At 38.2% G+C, this 20,262-nt stretch carries 10 protein-coding genes; 4 read left to right on the top strand and 6 right to left on the bottom strand.

The features are described 5' to 3' along the window. Positions 1-263: 263 nt before the first annotated feature. The 3 genes from MSBRM_RS12480 to MSBRM_RS20885 all read left to right on the top strand — a co-directional run bounded on the left by MSBRM_RS12480 (position 264) and on the right by MSBRM_RS20885 (position 3,913). Complete coding sequence (locus tag MSBRM_RS12480; protein WP_048155834.1) at positions 264-1,256, top strand: IS701 family transposase; 993 nt, start codon at positions 264-266, stop codon at positions 1,254-1,256. A 399-nt stretch (positions 1,257-1,655) separates the two neighbouring features. After that, positions 1,656-2,732: an acyltransferase gene (locus tag MSBRM_RS12475; RefSeq protein ID WP_158498933.1), complete on the top strand. Its 1,077-nt coding sequence runs from the start codon at positions 1,656-1,658 to the stop codon at positions 2,730-2,732. Positions 2,733-3,415: 683 nt separating this feature from the next. Continuing rightward, positions 3,416-3,913, top strand: coding sequence for a FliH/SctL family protein (locus MSBRM_RS20885; protein ID WP_052712885.1), 498 nt, complete (start codon positions 3,416-3,418; stop codon positions 3,911-3,913). 139 nt (positions 3,914-4,052) lie between these two features. Here MSBRM_RS20885 and MSBRM_RS12465 read toward each other — a convergent pair whose 3' ends face one another. The 4 genes from MSBRM_RS12465 to glgP form a co-directional block, all read right to left on the bottom strand. Next, on the bottom strand, positions 4,053-10,091 hold the full coding sequence (locus tag MSBRM_RS12465; protein WP_048155866.1) for a tetratricopeptide repeat protein: 6,039 nt from the start codon (positions 10,089-10,091) through the stop codon (positions 4,053-4,055). Between the two features lie 971 nt (positions 10,092-11,062). Beyond that, positions 11,063-11,563: an O-acetyl-ADP-ribose deacetylase gene (locus MSBRM_RS12460; RefSeq protein WP_048120791.1), complete on the bottom strand. Its 501-nt coding sequence runs from the start codon at positions 11,561-11,563 to the stop codon at positions 11,063-11,065. Between the two features lie 279 nt (positions 11,564-11,842). Continuing rightward, on the bottom strand, positions 11,843-13,027 hold the full coding sequence (locus MSBRM_RS12455) for a glycosyltransferase family 4 protein (protein ID WP_048120788.1): 1,185 nt from the start codon (positions 13,025-13,027) through the stop codon (positions 11,843-11,845). A gap of 509 nt (positions 13,028-13,536) precedes the next feature. Then, positions 13,537-15,213, bottom strand: a complete 1,677-nt coding sequence (gene glgP, locus MSBRM_RS12450; RefSeq protein WP_048123370.1) for an alpha-glucan family phosphorylase — start codon at positions 15,211-15,213, stop codon at positions 13,537-13,539. A gap of 960 nt (positions 15,214-16,173) precedes the next feature. Between glgP and mtaA the strand changes: the two genes are divergently transcribed. Further along, complete coding sequence (gene mtaA / locus MSBRM_RS12445; RefSeq protein WP_048120786.1) at positions 16,174-17,193, top strand: methylcobamide:CoM methyltransferase MtaA; 1,020 nt, start codon at positions 16,174-16,176, stop codon at positions 17,191-17,193. 467 nt (positions 17,194-17,660) lie between these two features. Here the strand turns inward: mtaA and mtaB are convergent, their stop codons facing one another. Together mtaB and mtaC are read right to left on the bottom strand one after the other, a co-directional pair. Then, positions 17,661-19,046 (bottom strand): methanol--corrinoid protein co-methyltransferase MtaB, encoded by a 1,386-nt coding sequence (gene mtaB, locus MSBRM_RS12440; protein WP_048120784.1) that lies wholly within the window; start codon positions 19,044-19,046, stop codon positions 17,661-17,663. A gap of 12 nt (positions 19,047-19,058) precedes the next feature. Further along, a complete protein-coding gene (gene mtaC / locus MSBRM_RS12435) occupies positions 19,059-19,841 on the bottom strand; it encodes a methanol--corrinoid protein MtaC (RefSeq protein ID WP_080941559.1) in 783 nt (260 codons plus the stop codon). Between the last annotated feature and the right edge of the window lie 421 nt (positions 19,842-20,262).

Raw genomic sequence — 20,262 nt, 5'->3', positions numbered from 1 at the left:
TTGATAAACAATTCACGATCCGCACAAAACAGCTATAAGTCTCAAAAAGAGTTGACCTTTCACAGGTATCTTCTAACTATTGATATCTTTAGTCCATGATAAAGACGTGTATACAAAGTTCGAAAGGAAATGTTTAAAACTTAATATGATATACCTAACGTTAATGTTTTTTATTTTAGGACTTACGCAGTTAAAATGCCGAAAACTTGATATCTTTATAAATATACTTATGGCTTAGTGTTTCTCTAAAAACGTACGGAGTTATGGACATAAATCCACCTAAGTGTACCGACATTGACTACATTAATTTTCTCATTGCGGCTTCTAACGTTTTTAGCTGTACTGAAGCTGCTAGATGTTATCCAGACATAGCTAATGCTCCTTCTCATGATGCTTTTACTCGTTGCCTTCAAAGGCAACCTCCAGACACGGAAGCACTATGGGAGGAAGTAAAAAGTTATGTCAAGCTTAAGGGAGGATACCTAATTGTTGATGATTCAACATTAGATAAACCATACGCAGAAGAAATTGCTTTTGTTCGTCGTATGTGGAGTGGAAAACATCATCGTACTGTAAAGGGAATAGGCCTGGTTACCTTAGTTTGGACTGACGGTACAACCGTTATACCTATCGATTTTCGAATTTATAACATCGATGTAGACGACAAAACAAAGAATGACCATTTCCGTGATATGCTTGACAAGGCCGAAGAACGTGGTTTTAATCCCAAATTCGTTTTATTTGATACATGGTATGCAAGTGTGAAAAACCTTAAAGCCATTAGACAGAAAGAGTGGCATTTCCTTACAAGATTGAAAAATAATCGTTTGGTAAATCCTGACAACAAGGGAAATGTGCCACTTGAAACAGTAGATATTCCTCCAAAAGGACGTGTGGTTCACCTCAAAGCATATGGATTTGTAAAGGTGTTTAGGATAGTTTCAAAAAATGGAGACACGCAACACTGGGTTACAGATGTGCAAGAGATGGATGAAGCAAAACGTGAAGATTTGGCAAAGAAGTCATGGAAAATTGAGGAATATCATAGGGGAATAAAACAGTTCTGTGGTGTCGAAAAATGTCAGGCAAGAAAGGAAGAATCACAAAGAGCACATATAATGTTCTCATTAAGAGCTTTTCTTAGACTGGAATTACAAAGAATCAAAAGTGGAATATCCTGGTTTGAAAGTGCTATGAAAATTAGAAGAGTGGCAGTGACAGAATACTTAAGGAATCCCCAATACACGTTAAATTAATTCAAATATTTGAAAGTTTGGAAAAAACAATATGCTAGGAGCCAACTGCGTAACTCCTATATTTATAAGATATATAAACTATGATAAAGTAAATATTTTATGAAAATTAACAAATTGTGTTCAATACCTTAGATTAATATCGAGCTGATCCCAAAACTCAAAATTGCTTATCTGAATCATGTATTTCGAATAATCAATCAAGTTTCTGATCATGAAAACAATCCTGAAAATTCTTGATGATTAAGGACTAAATGGCTTTTGGGATAGGCTCATCTTTTGTTTTTATTTCATTTTACTTTATATATGGCATTGACAACGGTCGGTACAAAGCACAAAACAATAATAAAACGATATCTATGTCACCGGCACAAAACGCAAAACAATAATAAAACGATATCTATGTCATCTAATGAAAGCACTATTCGCGACTCAAATTTTGAGTTATTAAGGATTGTTTTAATCTCAATGATCATATGTCTCCATTATTTTAAGTATGGAGAGGCACTTCATGTACTAACACCTTCGGATTCAAATTATTATTTTACTTATGGATTGGAAAGCCTATTTATCATTGCAGTAGATTGTTTTATACTTATAACTGGATACTATCAAATTAATGGAAAATTTAAATTAAAAAAAATCATTGATCTCTGGGCTCAGGTTATTTTTTATTCGGTAACGATTTCATCAATATTTTGGTTTACTGGGATTGAGCCTCTGACCGTACCCACAATGTTACAAGCATTTTTACCAGTTATTACTGGGACATACTGGTTTGTGACAATATACATCGTTCTGTATCTCTTTTCTCCATTTTTAAACACGGCACTTCAAAATATGAAAAAAGAATATCATAAAAAATTAATTTTAGTTTCCGCAGTTTTTTTTGTAATCTTGCCGTCAATTAATTTCACTTATTTTACTGATACAGGATACAGTGTATATAATTTCGTTTTTCTTTATTGTGTAGGCGCATATATCAGAAAGTATGATCTTCCAGTCAAGAATCGAACCTATTTCTTATTAGGATATCTTATGTGTAGTCTTTTAGTATTCTTTGGAGCCATGCTTCTTAATACACTTCCTGAAACTCCCGAGTACTTCTTTGCCGACCCATGGAACTACAATTTTATTTTTGTAGAATTAGGAGCAATTTGTTTTTTTATGGTGTTCAAAAGTATCAAAATACAATCCACAACAATAAATTTTATGGCAACATCTGTTTTTGGTATATATCTAATCTCAAATCATCCATTTGTACTAGATGTGTTGTATTCCAAGATCTTGCATTGCGCTGATTATTCTTACAGTCCTCTTTTTGTTCGTCATATGCTATTTTCGGGAATTGGCGTTTTAATTTCGTGTTTGATTATTGATTTCTTCAGACAGAAGTTGTTTACACTACTACATGGATTTATCCCAAAATCAGTTATTTTCTCACTCAGTAAGGTTTTTGGGAAGATTTTTCAAGATTAATAACTTGATTGATTATCTCAAATCCGAGGTCTAAATAAACAATTTTGAGTTTCAGGATATATTCCATAAACGAATATTCAGAAGTCTAAATAAACAATTTTGAGTTTCAGGATATATTTCATAAAAGAATATTCAGAAGAGCCTATTCCATAACTCAAAATTGCTTCTCCAAATCTCGGATCAAGAATGGTCAATGAGTTTCAGATCACGGAAAATAGTTCTGAAACTTTTATCTATTTTGAGGAATGATAAATCCTAATTTATTAAAATATTTGATAAATGTTGGAGAAATTGACGCAATTTATCACGATTTCTCACTTAACCGAAGACGCATGAAAGAATGTCATGTTCTTTTTCTGTAAAATCACAACTTTAAAGAGTTATATGGCAGAAAACACCATCTCAGAAGATTAATTTCCTCACGTACACAACGATTTGATTTCGAATTTACAGCAAATTTGAGACACTGCCGGAAAATAATCAGTAATTCGGATATACTGTTTGAAGTCAAGTTTTTGTGCCTATGTACATCCTGGTTCTTTCGATGCGAAGATTTTTATTTCTTCCTTATTTATATTTCTATTAATATTATATTCTATTACTAATGACTGTTATGTTGCATATGTTTGAAATTGATTTTGTTGGCAATTGGCAAAGTTGAAACAGATTTTGGGAGTGAATAAATGGGTATAAAAAAGACATTGGCTATTTTGCTGGTAGCCTGTTTTATAGTATCAGTGACAGTTGCGGCGGTAAGCGCAAATCAGCAAGAATACAACAGGGGCTACAAAGACGGCTGCAGAGATGGCTATAAAGATGGATTTAGAGAAGGTAAAGCCGATAGCAAGAAGCCCTACAGTGCATTTATAAAGAAAGAAGCCAAGAAAAGCGATTATGATAAAGGCTACGAAAGAGGTTATAGCGACTGCTTCCCGAAAGGCTATCAGGCAGGCCTGAAAGCTGGGTCAGCAGGCGGAAATCAAAAAGAATATGATAGAGGCTACAAAGACGGCTGCAGAGATGGTTATAGAGACGGATTTAGAGAAGGCAAAGCTGACAGCAGGAAGCCCTACAGTGCATTTATAAAGAAAGAAGCCAGGAAAAGCGATTATGCAAGAGGCTATGAAAGAGGTTATAGTGACTGTTTCCCAAGAGGCTATAAAGCAGGCTTGAATACTTGAAGATAAAGCAACCTCTTTTTATTTTTTTAACTCTACCTCTTATTATTTTTTAACTCTACCTCTTATTATTTTTTAACTCCACCTCTTATCTGTAAAATCCTCTCTTCTTTTCTCCTAAATCTCTCCTCTACTAAAAACATTAGTAGAGATCTTCACTGGAATCCTCTTTGTTTTCAATGCATTTTAAGGCTTCAAGTTTCCTTTTCGCGTCTGACATTTCGGGATAGAGGCGAAGGATTTCATTGAAGGTGTTTATGGCCTCGGTATACTTTCCCAGTTTCCCGAGGATAACTCCCCTGTAATTCATAGCTTGCATATCATGAGGTCTTATCCTAAGCAGCCTATCAAAGGTTCTCAGGGCATCCTCATATTCTTCTATTTTTGCAAGAGATATCCCGAGATATTTCAGTGACTGCTCGTGCCAGGGGTTAATGGCAAGGGCTTCGTCAAAGGCCCGGCAGGCAGTTTCATAGAGTTTCTGTTTGAAACAGACAACCCCTACACTATAAATTGCCTTGATGTTTTCAGGGTCTTTTTCTAACGCAAGGTCAAAGGCTTTCAGGGCTTCTCTGTACATTTCAAGCTTGCAGAAGGCAATTCCTTTGTAGTTCAGGACATCGAGATTCTCAGGGGAAATGTCAAGGATACGGTCAAAATAGCCGATTGATTCCTGGGGACGGTTAAGCTTGATAAGAGTCGTGGCTGCGTTATACAGAGCTTCTTCATTCTTCGGATTGAAAAGGGCGGCTTTTTCAAAGGCTTTCAATGCCGCTTCTGGGCTTTCGAGTTCCAGCAGGCAGAGCCCAAGATAGTTCAGGCTTTCAGGGTCTTCGGGTGAGGCTTCCAGCAGCACTCCAAAAGTATCAGCAGCAGCTTCGTATTCACCAAGATTAAAAAGCACAAGCCCTCTGTAATAGAGAGCTTCCTTATGCGCCGGGTCCTGCTGCAAAATAATATCAAAAGCCTCAAGGGCTTTTTCATACTCCTGAAGTTCCATTCTAGCAATCCCGAGCCTGTAACAGGCTTCAATATAATTCGGGAAATCAGGGGTGGACAGGAGTACCCTTTCTAGGTCTTGAGCGGCTTCCTCAAAGCGCTGGAGATTGAAACTGGCAACTGATCGGCTGTAGAGAGTGTTTACGTTGTCAGGTTTCAGGGTTAGAGCAGAACTGAAAGCCTGGCTTGCTTCCTCGTACATATTTAATCTAAGAAGGGAAAGCCCTATCTGCTCCCAGGCAGCTTCTAGAGTTGGATCGAGTTCCACGGCCTTTTCAAAAGCTTCAACGGCTTGTTCATCCTGGTCAAGCCCCCTTAGAGCGAGCCCTGCGACGTACCAGAGGTCGGCAACCTCGGGTTTTACTTCAAGAAGTTTCTCAAATATATCTATGGCGTCTTCATAACGTTCCAGTTTGAGCTGGGAAAGCCCCATTTTCATCCAGACATCTTCAAGTTCAGTGTCACTTAATTTCTCTTTTAATCCAAATTTATCTTCTAATCTTGTTTCATTTTCTAATCTTATTTCATCTTCTAATCTTATTTCATCTTCTAATCTTATTTCATCTTCCAACTCAGGGCTTTCTCTCATTTTTTCTATCTGAGTTTCTTCCAGGCTTAATTCGTTAACTTTTTCAGGAGTTTCTGTTTGATCTTCCAGGGCAGCCTGTTCGAAGGACTCCAGAGCTTCAACATAGTATCCAAGAGAAAATAGAATGAGTCCTCTTCTATACCAGGCTTTTTCAAAGTTAGGATAAAGGGAAAGTAGTTCAGAAAATATTTCAAGGGCTTCCTCATATCTGCCGAGCTCCTGAAACACAATCCCTTTGCTGTAAAAGACCTCTTTTGAAATCGATTCGTTTGCTGTAAGTTTTCCAAGAGGTAGCAGGGCTTCTTCATATCTTCCAAGCTCTATCAGGGAGAATGCAAACTTTTCGAGGAGTTCTTCAAAAGCTTTTGTATTCTCGAAAGCCGGAATTTCTTCTGCGTTTTCTTCTCCTGTGCTTTCTCCTGCGTTTTCCTCATAATTTTCTTCTTCAAACTCTCCAGCGTCTTTAATATTAAAGTTCTCGGTTTCAAGTTCGAGAAGAGCATAAACTGTAGAAACCATTTCTTCTGGCTTTCCAAGTTCGAAAAGGGACAGGGCTTTTTTGTATAAAATTTCGGGATCCGGTGCTCTGGAATCAAGGATAGTATTAAAAACTTCCACGGCTTTTTTATATTCTCTGCTTTCAAAGTAGGCGATTCCTGTGTAATAAGAAATTTCGGGTTGCTGGCAGCCGAGGTCAAAAGCGTTTTCAAAGGATTTTACGGCTTCTTCAAAATTCCCAAGCCTGAAAAAGGCAATACCCCTATAGTAATGCAGATCTTCCTTTTTCTGGCAATATTCCAGAGCCGTCTTAAATGCTTCAACGGCCTCAGGATATTCCTCAAGCTCTAAATGAGTATAGGCTTTTTGTTCAAGGGCGTAAGTACAGTCTGGCTTCAATTTAAGAACAGAGTCAAACATACTAGAAGCCCTCTTTACTTCTCCAAGAGCTTTTAAAGCAACTCCTTTTCTGAAAAGGACAGTTTTTCGCTCTGGATTCATCTCCAGAACCTGATCAAAGAGTCTAAGGGCTTCTTCATAAAACCCCTGCTTGAAGCAGGCTGTGCTCAGGTGTGCAAGAGCTTCAGTATCGAATGGATTTCTTTCAAGTACTTCCCTGAAACCTGAAGCCGATTCCTTATATCTCTTCGACCGCAGTAAAGCGAGGCTTCTCATGTAAAGGGTTTCAAGGTTTTCAGGATCTATTTTCAGGGCGGCTTCAAAAATCCTTATAGCTTCCTCAAAGTCCCCAAGCTCAAAACAGGAAAGTCCCAACTGATAACAGGTATCCTGATAAGCAGGTTCAATCTCAAGGACTTTCTCAAAGTCTTTTGTTGCTTCCTCATGTTGTTTCAGTTTTGAATGGGATATTCCTTTAAAATACCAGGCCTCTACAAACAGGGGATTATTTTCAGTAAGCCTTGAAAAAACCTCAAGCGCTTTTTCGTAAGCTTTCAGCCTGATAAGTGCAAGCCCTTTCCAGTAGAGCGAAGAGTACTTTTCGTCATAATTATTTTGTTTAGAGTTATTTTGCTCAGATGTACTTTGTTCAGAAAGATTTTGTTTAGAGTTATTTTGCTCAGAAAGATATTGTTTAGAGTTATTTTGTTTAAATAAGCCTTGTTTAGAGAAATTTTGTTTAGTGAAGTTTTGTTCAGACATACTTTGTTTAGAGAAGTTTTGTTTAGTGAAATTTTGTTCAGATATACTTTGTTTAGAGTTATTTTGCCCAGAAAGATTTTGTTTAGAGTTATTTTGTTCAGATGAGTTTTTTTCAGGGCAGTATACAAAAAAGCCTTTATCTGAGTCCTTACTTACTTCTTCAAAAAGAGACAGGGCTTTATTGTACTCTCCGGATTCGAAACTGGCGATCCCCAGCTCAAACTTTGCTTCTTTGTTGTCAGGGTCAAGTTCCAGTACTCTGGAAAGGGTTTTAGCTCCGGATTTATACTTCCTTAACTGCAGGAAACAAATAGCTTTTTTATGGAGTACGGAAAGGTTCTCCGGATTTCTTTCAAGTACAGCTTCAAGAGACTCCAGGGCAGCTTTGTATTGTTCGGTTTCAAACAGACATAGAGCTCTATACTCGAGGGCTTCTTGCATTTTAGGATTAAGACGAATTGCAGACTCAAAGGCACACGCTGCTTCTTCTAACATGTTTATCCTATACAGGCTAAGGCCTCTGTAGTACCAGAGAATATCAGAATCTGGCTTTTCTTCAAGAGCGCTCTCAAAGGTTTCTAGGGCAGGGAGATACTTTCCAAGCTGCATTTGCGCAAATCCTTTGTAAGTACTTGCGTTTTCGTAGTCCGGATTTTCATCTTCGTAATCAGGGTTCTCGTCTTCGTAATCAGGACTCTTTATCTCATCACATACTGGGTTATCTATGTCATCATGATCGAGATTTTTTAGCTCTTTATAATCAGAGCTACCTATCTCTTTATAATTTAGATTTTCTATAATTACTTCATCAAAAGCTCTGATAGCCTCTTCAAAGCGTTCCAGTTTTATCAGGGCAAGCCCTTTTCTATACCAGGCTTCCCTAAAATCCGGATTCTCACTGAGAACCTGATCAAAAGCTTTAAGTGCAGTCTCATATTTTCCGATTTCCATTGCAAATTTTCCTTTCCTGCACTGGATTTCCAGATCTTCGGGATTTTTGGCAACTAGTTTTTCAAAGGTTTCCAGGGCTTCTTTCTGCTTTCCTAGCTTCGCCTGTGCAGCTGCAAGGCTATATAATAAATCAGGATAATCGGGATTAAGGGACAGAACTTTTTCAAAGCATTCCAGGGCAGTTTCCGTTTTTCCGAGTTTTAGCAGGGCTGTTCCCCTGTTGTAAATGGAGTCAAGGTCTTCAGGACTTATTTTAATAACTTCGGCAAAGGCTTCGCCGGCTTTTTCATATTCGTTGGCATCCAGTAAAATCAGTCCTCTATTTCTCCAGGCATCTTCAAAGTCAGGCCTGAGGCTTACAGCTTTTTCAAAAGCTTCTAGGGCTTCTTCCGTTTTTCCAAGCTTTCCCAGCACTATTCCTTTATTATTCCAGCCTTTCTCAAGATATGGGTTTAGCCGCAGACCCTCTTCAAAAGCTTCCAGAGATTCTTCATAGCGATCCATGGAATAGAGTGCAAAGCCCTTATTCATCCAGCATGCGTCGTTATCGGGTTTGAGTTCCGCAACTTTCTCAAGAGCTTTCAGGGCAGGCTCGAATTTTCCGTTGTCAAGGAGAATTAATCCTTGCTGCAGCCATAGCCCATAATTTTCGGGTTCTTTTTCAAGGCTCTGTGAAAGAGAGTCAAGAGCCTCTTCGATACGGCCTAACTTGATCAGCATAGTGCCCCTGAGCTTTTGGGCCTTAATAAATTCTGGATTTTGTTCAAGCATGGAATCGAAGGCTTTGAGAGCTTCTTCATACTTTCCTTCTCTGGCAAGCAAACGTCCCTGCTGGTAAAGGGCATCACCGTATGCAGGGTCCAGTTCGGCAGTCTTGGAAAAAGATTTTGCAGCTTCTCCAAAGCGCTGCAGTTTCACGAGAGCAAGAGCCCTATTGTACCAGATTTCTTTAGTTTCTGGATACATTTCAAGAACAGAATCAAAGGCTTCCAGAGCTTCTTCATAGACCTCAAGCTTCATTAGAGCAAGGCATTTGTAATTCCAGGCTTCGAAATAAGTAGGGTCCAGCTTAATGGCTTCTTCGAAAGCTTTTATAGCATCATTGAGCCTGAGCAGCTGGATAAGAGCAAGACCTTTCTTGAGCCAGATTTCTTTATTTCCTGGGTTTATTTTTAAAATTTTAGTAAACGTTTTCTCGGCATCTTCATAGTGGGAAAGTTTGTTTAAAAGAATACCCTTCTGATAGAGAGCAGTCTCGCTAACAGGAAATTTCCTTAAAAATACGTCAACACATTCCAGAGCTTCTTCGTTCTTCCCCAGCTTTATCAACGAAATATATTTTTGTTTCCAGGCATCTTTATGTCTGGAGTTTTCCCGAATCAGAGAATCAAAGCATTCCAGCGCTTTTTCGTACTTCTCAAGCTTTGCAAGAACCAGGCCTTTTGAGTAGCAAGCGTCTGCGTTTTTCGGGTTGATCTCAAGTGCGTGCTCAAAACATTCCAGTGCTTCTTCATAGCTACCGGCTTTTCCAGTTACGGTGCCTCGGGCATACCAGGCGCTTTCGCATTTCGGTTCAAGCTCAAGTGCTTTCTCAAAACAAAGAATTGAAGCCTCATTTTTTTCCAGTTCAGCAAACGCCAGTCCTTTATGGTACCAGATTTTTGGATTTTCAGGATTTATTTCAAGTGCGTTGTCATAGGCTTCGAGAGCTGCTTCAAACTTTTCAAGGGTGGCCAGAGCAATTCCTTTTTTGTACAGGGCATCGAAATTTTCGGGCTCTAAGTGCAGGACCTGGTCAAAGGAGTCGAGGGCTTCTTCTGGTTTTTTGATTTTCAGTAGCGCGAGTCCTCTGTTAAATAGAGCTCCTGTATGACCTGGATCTTTGTCCACAATCTTGTTGAAGACATTAATTGATTTTTCGTACCTTTTCTGTTTAATCAGGCCCAGTCCTCTTTGAAAAGCTTCATCGTGATTGATAACCAACTCCTCCGGTCTTTTTTCTAATTCTGTTCCTGTACTTTCAAATTCTATTTCTGCACTTTCCTGCTTCTGTTCCTGTACTTCTTAATTCTATTTCTGCACTTTCCTGCTTTTGTTCCTGAAAGCTCAAAGATCTAACACTTGGGCAGTGTACTAATTTAGCATGAAAGTACTGTGATTTGAAAAGTACTTTCATTTCTTTGTGCCTGTTATTCGAAGAATTTCATGTTTGTTTTCTGTAAAATTACAAATCTCAATAAGTTATTGGGTAGAAAATTTCATATCGAAATATCAATTTCTCCATAGTATGCAAGAACTTAACTTCAAGTTTACAGCAAGTTTGAGACACTGCCGAAACTTAAGTACTAGTTTTTTATCAGACCTTTATAATATTTTGCTCTGTTTTCTCCAACTTATGAGTTTTTGCGAGTTTTTGCCTCTCACTTATTGTTTAAACCTCTTTTCCAGAACATTAACGATTTACCAGTGTTAACCGTTAAATTTAGTACGGCATCCAACCCGAAGTATATTGTCATTATTAATTTTTGTTTAAAATCTAATTTTCTAATATTGTATATAAATGATCTTCAATAATTGAGTGTGGGAGGCCAATTTTCAGTTTCTTTTTGAAATGTCTTTTTTAACAAATGTTCTCATGTACTTTGCAGGCAACCGTATTATAAATATACTGTGAATGAAAATACTTATAATCTCTAAAATAATCTCTAAAATAATCTCTAAAATAATCTCTAAAATAATCTCTAAAATAATCTCTAAAATAATCTCTAAAATAATCTCTAAAATAATCTCTAAAATAATCTCTAAAATAATCTCTAAAATAATCTCTAAAATAATCTCTAAAATAATCTCTAAAATAATCTCTAAAATAATCTCTAAAATAATACCTAAAATAATATCTAAAGCTAATTTGTCTAAAATTTAAATTAAACTTTAAAGATTTTTGAAGATGCTTCCTAAAGATGCCTGCATGTTTCTTTATTGAAACAAACAAGAAAAACCTTTTCAGGCAATTCATTTTCCTGAAGGAATTTAGTGATTTCGAAAATTGCAATTCCTGCAGCTCTTTCTGAAGGAAAGTTATATGCTCCAGTACTTATAGCTGGAAAGGCAATGGTTTTTATAGTATACTCTCTTGCAAGTTCAAGGCTTTTTCTGTAGCAGGAAGCCAGCAAGCTATCCTCTCCTTTCTGTCCCCCCTGCCATACCGGCCCAACAGTATGTATTACCCATTTTGCAGGCAGAAAATATCCTTTTGTAATTTTTGCTTCTCCTGTGGCACAGCCTTTTAAACCTTTACATTCTTCCAACAATCCTGGCCCTGCAGATCTATGGATAGCGCCATCAACTCCTCCGCCTCCAAGTAGAGTTGAATTTGCGGCATTTACGATTGCATCCACTTTCAGTTTTACGATGTCTCCCTTAATTACTGTTATCCTGTCCGAAATACGTACCATAACCTGCTCTTTTGCTTCGGTTCTTTATATATTGTCTGATGTATTTACATATATTATTTGTATTATCTGCAACTTTCTGTTAATATATAATAATTTTATTACACAGTTGTAAAGTTGAATGCATCGTTTAGTAATTAAAAAGAAGAATAAATGTTATAGAGCAAGTTTTACAGAAAACGAACGTGATATTCTTTGAATAACATGCACAACCAATGAAAGTGCTTGCAAATGGCAACATTTTCAAGCTAAATTAAGCACAGTGCCTTTTAAATATTTGTCTTATGCATTTTTGTCCTTTAATTCTTGTTTTTCTATAATTTTTTTGTATACTTCTTGAGTTTTTTCAGCTATTATTTTCCAGTTATATCGCTTTTTAATAAGGTCGTAACCTTTCTCTCCCATCCGGTTGTGGCCAAGCCCTTCAAGGACATAATTAAGGCCCCATGCAATAGAAGACGGTTCCTTATGAGTAATAACGCCTGTCTTGAAATTTTCTACAAGGGCTACTGCATCACTTGCAACGACAGGTTTTTTTGCATCCCAGGCTTCAAGCACCACAATTCCGAAGGGTTCATTCCGGCTGGGCACGCACACGAGGTCGCAGGCATTGAACCAGTCTATTACGGTATTATCCGGAGCATACCCGAGGAAATTGCATGAATCTCCAATGCCAAGTTTTTGAGCTCTATATTCACAATGAGCGCGCATTTCTCCTTCACCGATAAGCACAAACTGGGCATTCCTCTTCTTCAGGACTTTAGCAGCAGCTTCCACCAGCAGGTCAGGCCCTTTCTGATAAGACATCCTTCCCGTGAAAAGCACCACTGGAAGACAGGGATGGATACCGTATTGCCTTTTCACATCACCAGGGTCGATTTGCCTTTTTATTTTTCCCACGTTTATGCCGTTAGGAATTTCCCAGAGCTTGTAGTCAGGGATTTTGTAAATTTGCTTGATTTCTTCTTTCAATATGGTCGAGGTTATGATAATTTCCGAAGATTCATAGCCTCCAAGCCACTCTCTATGTGAGATTTCCTTTGCTTCCCACCAATCTCCATGATGATTTCCATTACGTCCCCATTCTGTACTGTGGAAAGTTAGCACAAAGGGCAGTCCAAACTGGGCTTTTATCCTGCAAAGAACATTTACTGGGTGCCAGTCGTGACCATGTAATACATTAAACTCTCCTGTGCTTTCTCTCACTTCAAGGAACCGGCAGTACATGGCATCACACATCCGGTTCATCTGTTCAACAATTCCCCCGCTTTGATCACAGGCAATTTTGTGATAATAAACCCCATTTATTATTTCATCTTTATCTTTACGGTCTCGTGTAAACAGGTGAATCTCATGTCCCTCTGCTGCAAGAGCCTCAGAGAGTTCGGATACATGGGGCGAAATACCTCCAACCCGCATTGAATATAAACTTTCCCAGGTAAACATTCCTATTCTCATTTTTTTCATAACCCTACTTACCTCTTTTTGTAACAGAGAACGAGAGCTTATCCAAAAAGTTGGTAATGAATGTTGAAAGGTTACAATAGGTCTGTAGTATTAGAATATCAGTTCCATTATTATGTTTCGTATTGTAAAAGTTATAACATCTAATCACTTTTTGAATAGGCTCTAAATAGTTCTCTTTTTATATTTACGTCTAAATATTTTTTACTTCATTTCTTTTGCTAATCTAACAATTTGCAGTTCTTTCTGCTAAAAATACAGTTAAAGAGACAAACAATTAAACAGAAATACATATAATTTATATGATCTGCAAAAATATGTATAATTTATATGATCTACATAAATATGTATAATTTATATGATCTCACTATAAATTATCATCTATTTCAGTCGAATTTTTGAGTGGCAGCGTCAACATACCCCGTTGCTTGCAGCGGGGTGTGCCAGCGCAACTTTGATTCGTCAGTTTAAGTACTTTTTCTAAATTGAATCCAGTTAGATTTTAAAGACTTTCAAAGATAAGCCTGTGTGACATAATACCTCATCATCCTATGACTGTTAAAATAAGATGCTATCATACCTATCGAATTATTGATTAGCTTGAGCCATTCGTCTTTTTGTTCGTAGTACATAGGGACAATGATGTAGTAGAGTTTGTAATAGAGATCTCTAAGCTCAGCAGTTCTTATCTCTTCAATCGAAATTTTTTCATCTGGTTTGGGCCCAATAGACCAGCCTGTCACATCTTCAATCCATCCCTCAATCCACCAACCATCAAGCACGCTAAAATTCACTACTCCATTATGAGCAGCTTTCATACCACTTGTACCTGATGCTTCGTAGGGACAGTTAGGAGTATTAAGCCAGACATCAACTCCAGAAACCATTTTTGCAGCAAGATCCATATTATAATTTTCTAGAAACACAATTTTTATGTCGTCACGAAGAGTTTCTATTATTTTAAAAATATCCCTTATAATTTGTTTTCCGGCTTCATCATTAGGATGGGCTTTACCTGCAAAAATAAGCTGAATTTTACCTCTTTTATTAATACTCCTAAGCATCTCAAGATCAGAAAAAATTAAAGTTGGACGCTTATATGATGTCATACGCCGTGCAAAGCCTATTGTAAGAGTATCATAATCCATTCCGACGCCTGTTTTTTTGTTCACCTCGTCGATTAAATCTCTTTTTGCACTCCAATGTGCTTCCCATATTTCAGTGTCTGGAATTTCTCCAACTCTTATCAGAAGTTCAGGTTCATTTTCCCAATCCGGAAGATAGCGATCATAAAGCTTTCTGAAATAAGGGGAAGCCCATGTATAGGAATGAACACCATTTGTAATGGCATTAATTTTATAACCAGGGTAAAGTGCACTTGAGATCTGGCTGTGTCTTTTTGTAACGCCATTGATATAATTCGACAAGTTCATAGCAAAAATGCTTGTATCAAAGTAGTTTTGCCCTCCAAACTTACGGAGGATTTCAACATTGTTTTTATCCTTGATTAGGTCTTTTACAAGCCCGTAATCAAATTTATCATGCCCTGCTTCCACTGGAGTATGGGTAGTAAAGATACAAAGCTCCTTTACTTTTTTTGGGTCTACGCTGTTTTGCTTCAAAAGTTCTAGAGCAAGTAAGCTTGAATGCCCTTCATTCATATGGTACTTTCTGACTCTGAACCCAAGAGCATTAAGCATCCGTACTCCTCCTATTCCGAGTACTATTTCCTGCTTGAGTCTATAACGTTGATCGCCTCCATATAGAAAATCCGTAATCTTGCGGTCTTCCGATTCATTTCCTTCAACATTTGTATCTAGAAAAATTATTGGCACGCAGCCTCCGATATGGCTCTTGTAAGTATAAATCCAGGCTCTGATTTTAACGTCTCTATCCTGAATTTTTACTTTTACTTCTTCTTTGCAAAGAGTCATAAAATGGGCAGGATTCCACTCATCCTTATGTTCTATCTGATTTCCTGCAGGGTCAAGAGTCTGTCTAAAATATCCTTTATTACTTACTAGTGTTACTGCTACAAATGGAATATTTAGATCCGCAGCTGAGCGGATAGCATCACCTGCAAGACCCCCTAATCCTCCTGCATATGTTGCGATGTCACTACGAAGGCCTATCTCCATTGAAAAATAAGCAATATTTTGTCTCTCCAGTGCTTCATGAAGATTATCCATATAATCAAGTCCTTTATTTTTTATATTATAAACGATTATATTTAAAAATATTAAAATGTACATTTTTGAAAACGAATGCAATTTTTTCTTTGAATAATGCACATAAATAAATAAAAATGCTTTTTACATTTGACAATATCTCAAAATTTTTGTAAAATTTGTTTTATATTATTTAAACGTAACTATTCTACCCACCAAAAAAGCTGATTGATGTCGATTTTGATGAAAACAAGGAGTTAAATAAATGATTGATGAACAAAGATAAAACACAATCAATAGCCAATAATCAAATAAAATTTATTCGAAAATATTTGTGCGTTGAATCTTAATGGTATGTTGAATCTTAATGACAATGACTATTGATCTTGTTTTACCCCGGCTGAATAGTTACGAAATAGTAATTCTTTTGTAAATTTTATTCATATTTATTCTAAAAATATCTTTGTAGAAAGCCTCTCGTATAAAATATATAAAATATTTTTAATTAGATTTCATCACATCAAATCTCATTATTATAATTTAGTCTGATGGTGTCAGTTAAGATCGGATTTCTACAGAGCCATAATTTCAATATAATATTAGTTTCGGGATAGACGCATAAAATAAATGGTACTTTCAAATAATATTTGCTAAGCAAAATTATTTTATAACCAAACACGTTTTTCATACGGATAGTGGGACAAGAGCCTGTGGACTTATTCTCCTCAGAGAAAAGAATGAAACAGGAAGAGGCAATTCGGGAAACCGACTCAGACCATACTAGCCAATCTGGGCATGGGGATTTAATTTTTCCGAAGGTGGTTACTTGCCTTTGACAGTAACTCTGAATATTTTGATATGCCTCTAAGGGTTAGAAAACTATAAGTTATCGATCTAAAAGATCAGTAGCATACGAGAAGGTCGTAGAGAACTCAAAAGATTAAAAACTTACAAATTGAATCTTAACATGGGGAGATAATTATGACTGAGATGACACTTAAGGAGAGACTTTTAAATGCGCTGGAAGGTAAAGAAGTAGATAAAGTACCGGTCTGTTCTGTAACCCAGACAGGAATCGTTGAACTAATGGATGAAGTAGGGTCTTCCTGGCCAGAGGCTCATTCTGACCCTGAAAAAATGGCGACGCTTGCGATTGCAAACTATGAATTAAGCGGGCTTGAAGCTGTAAGAGTCCCGTATTGCCTGACTGTGCTTGCCGAAGCTATGGGTTGTGAGGTTAATATGGGAACTAAAAATAGGCAGCCATCAGTTACTGCACATCCGTATCCTAAAAGCCTTGAGGGTATGGAAATGCCTGAGAACCTACTTGACATAGGCAGAATCCAAGCTGTACTTGATTCAATCAAAATTATAAGGGAAAGAGTAGGACCGGATGTGCCTATTATAGGAGGAATGGAAGGACCTGTTACTCTTGCTTCCGATCTGGCGAGTGTAAAGTCCTTTATGAAATGGTCTGTTAAAAAGCCAGATCTATTACATCAGGTACTGGATTTTGCAACCGATGCTACAATAGCATATGCAAATTCAATGGTTGTTGCAGGAGCAGATGTCATCTCCGTTGCCGATCCTGTAGCATCTCCTGACCTGATGAGTCCGGATTCTTTTAAAAATGAACTCCAGTCAAGGCTGCATAAGTTTTCCTCAAACGTAAATTCGGTTACGGTTCTGCATATCTGTGGAAGTGTGGCCCCGATCCTTGACTATATGGCAGATTGCGGTTTCGAAGGTCTGAGCGTTGAAGAAAAAGTTGGCAGTATTAAAAAGGCTAAGGAAGTGCTTGGGGATAGGGCAAGGCTCGTAGGAAATATCTCAAGCCCCTTTGTTCTGCTCCCAGGTCCGATCGATAAGATAAAAGAAGAATCGAAAAAAGCTATTTCCGAAGGTGTAGACGTACTGGCGCCTGGCTGCGGAATTGCACCTATGACTCCGCTTTCCCACATTAAAGCGATGGTCGAGGCAAGAGACGAATATTACGCTTGAAAAACCACAGAATAAAGAATTTAACTAATTTCTCACTAATTTCTCTATTGTTTTTTTTACTAATTTTTTACTAATTTTTATTAATATTTTTTATTGTCATTTTCAATTTTTTAACATGCTGTCTGTAATATCCGTATCTTATCTTGAGAGAACGGGATCTTATTCGCTTCTTTCTCTCAAGCAGCCTATTTCCTGATTATACATTCTCGTTGTAATTATTTTGACCAGTTTTTTCGTGTCCTACGTAATTGTAGATCTTGAGTAAATTAAGTGTTAATTTTTACAATCATAACTATATAGTTTTCACTCAACTGTTGCTGCTTAACAGAAAAATATCCAGTGCTAAATGAGTCTGTCAGTACTAAAAATTTCTATATGAATTTATCCGGAAAATTAGAAAACTACACTCGGGATTTTAAAAACGGAACACTCTATATTTAAAAAAGGAAAAAAGAGAATTGCCTTGATTAGAGGTCGTAGTTCTCTGGCTTGAAGACTTTGACTTCCTGTTTATACTTTGTAAGGCAGTCACTCATGAACTTTTCTTTGTCGTCGGTAAGGGCCTCGAAAGCTGCTTTTGCATCTGCAAGGGCTTTAGCTTCGAATCTGGAGAGCTCAAGTTTGCCCTTTGCTCCTTCTTCTACAATGTTGATGCATTCGATAGCAGCGTTCTTGGCACGGAGGTAAATATCATTTCCGTCTGTTGCAATTGCCTGTCCTACTCTGTAGGCATTCGGGTATGCGAGTACATAGCCCTGTGCGTCTCTGTATATATCGGAAGCTACGAACATGTCCCTAAGTATTTTTTCATTACCCGAATCAAGAGCAACATTCATTAGAGCACAGTCATAAGCTAAGGTCTCTCCCCAACACTGAACTGTGGTACCACCGAATTCACCGTGATACTCAACAGATTCATTGGACCAGAGGTCACAGCACTGCATGACAATGTTCCCCATCAGGTCGGAGTGAGCACAGGTCGAAGTCTTACCTTCCTGAGCTATCGGGACACCTGCAATGGATTTTACAATGGTATTCTCGTAGCCACAGTCCTTTCCAGGGCCGGCTGCACCGGCCTCGTAAGCAACAAGTGATCTTGCGGCAGAAATAGTCCTTGCAATGATTGCAAGTGTGTGAGCGAGGTTCTTGTCCAGCAGCCCGCCTGCAATGAACATCGCGGTGTTTGCTTGGGCACAGTCTGTGTCACCTGATGCTATTACATTGTTCTTTTTTGCAACTGATGCAATGTCTTGCCAGATCATTTCCATATCTATGCTACCGAGAACACCTATTCCGTAAAGTACGCCTGCCATGTCGTTCCTGAGGATTGCATAGTCGAATACTTCTTTTCCACCCATTGACTCAACTGCAAGCATGTCAGCCCCATTCTGGGCACACTGCTCGAAGGCCTCCATAAAGACGCTGTACTTGTCTCCTCTAAGTGCGAGGAAGTCTCTGGTCTCACGGATGTCACCAATGGTGTGGCGGAGTGCGCACTTTATGCCGTATTCATCATGGTAATCTTCCATGATAGTTTTCTGGGCATGCGCAACGGCAGCTCCCCAATCCGGGTGATTGGACATCTGCTGAACGTGTTCAGTTTCAAGTACAACAGCAGGAGCTCCGATTTGAACCATCCTTGCCATAATGTCGGTGGTTATCCTTTCGTATTCCTTTATGAGCTTTTCTTTGGATGCTCCGGCTTCAGGTCTTGGGGCATAGTTTACTTCGGGAGTTGTGTAACCGGCACCGATTTCAAGTTCCAGTCCGGTTTTAACTGGCGTGACAGCTTTTCCGAAAACCATGTCATCTGCGCTTGCATAAGCCATTTTAGTACATCTTGTTACTGCCATTACTCCATCTCCTCAGTGTTTATGGAATTTCTCCCTCAGTTTCACAATGTTGCCTCCGTGTTCCCTGATGAAATCTGCTATCTTAGGAGCATCGGCTGCTTCTTCGCCATATACTCCTAGTTCATACTGGGATACGAAGTCCTGGTTCACAGCACCGCCGCCACAGGCGAACGGAATCTTGTAGCCTTTCTCCAGAAGCTTGTCATTAACTTCTTTAAATGCGTACATGGTTGTGGTCATCAGGGCAGTACCTGTAAGCATGAGAGGATTTTCTTTCTCGACAGCCGCTATTACCTCATCTACAGGGACATCTCTTCCAAGATCCACTACATCATATCCGTTAGCTCTGAGCAATGCAGCTACGATGTTCTTTCCTATATCGTGGACGTCGCCTTCTGCAACGTGGCAAACGACTTTACCTTTAACCACAGGTGCTCTTCCTGCTTTTTGCTTAACGTATTCAATGCCCTCCAGCATGGCATCAGCAGACATCATAACGTTTGGCAGGAAAATTATTCCTTCGTCATAAAGTTTGGTGACCACTCCCATTCCAACCATCAGAGCGTCATCGATAAGAGAGATTGGGTCCTTTCCAGAGCTAATAGCCTTTTCCAACCCTTCAACAACGTCGTCCTCTTCGCCTTCAAAGATGGCCTTTGCAATCGGATAAATTATTGAATCCTTTGGGTAAAGTTCTTCTGCAGCCTCTTCCGGTGTCATTTCTTTTTCCATTTTTACATTGTAACGAACCAGGATACCACTGGGATCTATATCTATCAAATGTCTAACCTCCATTTTGGCATTTGAGGAGCAAATAATCCTTGATTGTTTACAGGGGTAAAAACCGGGTTAAAAATCAACACTTTCCTGAGATCTATCTTGATTTTATTTTTAATCTATTTTGTCACTCAACTTTCTCTATTTTTTCACAGAGATAGCTAAATGAGGCCCAAACAGGTATAAAAACCCAAAATTCTTCCCAATTCCTTAAAGGGACTCCTAGCTCCCCTTTATTTAATTGGAATCCTATATATATAAAACTCACTGAGCAAGTTTTAGTTTCTAATGCTGAACTTCAAACTATTATTTTCTTTATTGAGTAACCTTTTATTCTTAATGTTCAGTTTTTACTAATTTTCTTAACTCAGATACAGTTTAAAAACTATACAATTATTAATGTTCATAATATTTTTATAACAGTATGCGGCTCTTATTT

Source organism: Methanosarcina barkeri MS, from assembly GCF_000970025.1.
Taxonomy (GTDB): domain Archaea; phylum Halobacteriota; class Methanosarcinia; order Methanosarcinales; family Methanosarcinaceae; genus Methanosarcina; species Methanosarcina barkeri.
The sequence above is the reverse complement of the archived record's forward strand: the minus strand, read 5'-3'. Positions and strand labels throughout refer to the sequence as shown.

Excerpts from the sequence above, each read along its gene's own strand:
- MSBRM_RS12480 (WP_048155834.1), top strand. The coding sequence starts at position 264 with ATGGACATAAATCCACCTAAGTGTACCGACATTGACTACATTAATTTT.
- MSBRM_RS12475 (WP_158498933.1), top strand. The coding sequence starts at position 1,656 with ATGTCATCTAATGAAAGCACTATTCGCGACTCAAATTTTGAGTTATTA.
- MSBRM_RS20885 (WP_052712885.1), top strand. The coding sequence starts at position 3,416 with ATGGGTATAAAAAAGACATTGGCTATTTTGCTGGTAGCCTGTTTTATA.
- MSBRM_RS12460 (WP_048120791.1), bottom strand. The coding sequence starts at position 11,563 with ATGGTACGTATTTCGGACAGGATAACAGTAATTAAGGGAGACATCGTA.
- MSBRM_RS12455 (WP_048120788.1), bottom strand. The coding sequence starts at position 13,027 with ATGAAAAAAATGAGAATAGGAATGTTTACCTGGGAAAGTTTATATTCA.
- glgP (WP_048123370.1), bottom strand. The coding sequence starts at position 15,213 with ATGGATAATCTTCATGAAGCACTGGAGAGACAAAATATTGCTTATTTT.
- mtaA (WP_048120786.1), top strand. The coding sequence starts at position 16,174 with ATGACTGAGATGACACTTAAGGAGAGACTTTTAAATGCGCTGGAAGGT.
- mtaB (WP_048120784.1), bottom strand. The coding sequence starts at position 19,046 with ATGGCAGTAACAAGATGTACTAAAATGGCTTATGCAAGCGCAGATGAC.
- mtaC (WP_080941559.1), bottom strand. The coding sequence starts at position 19,841 with ATGGAGGTTAGACATTTGATAGATATAGATCCCAGTGGTATCCTGGTT.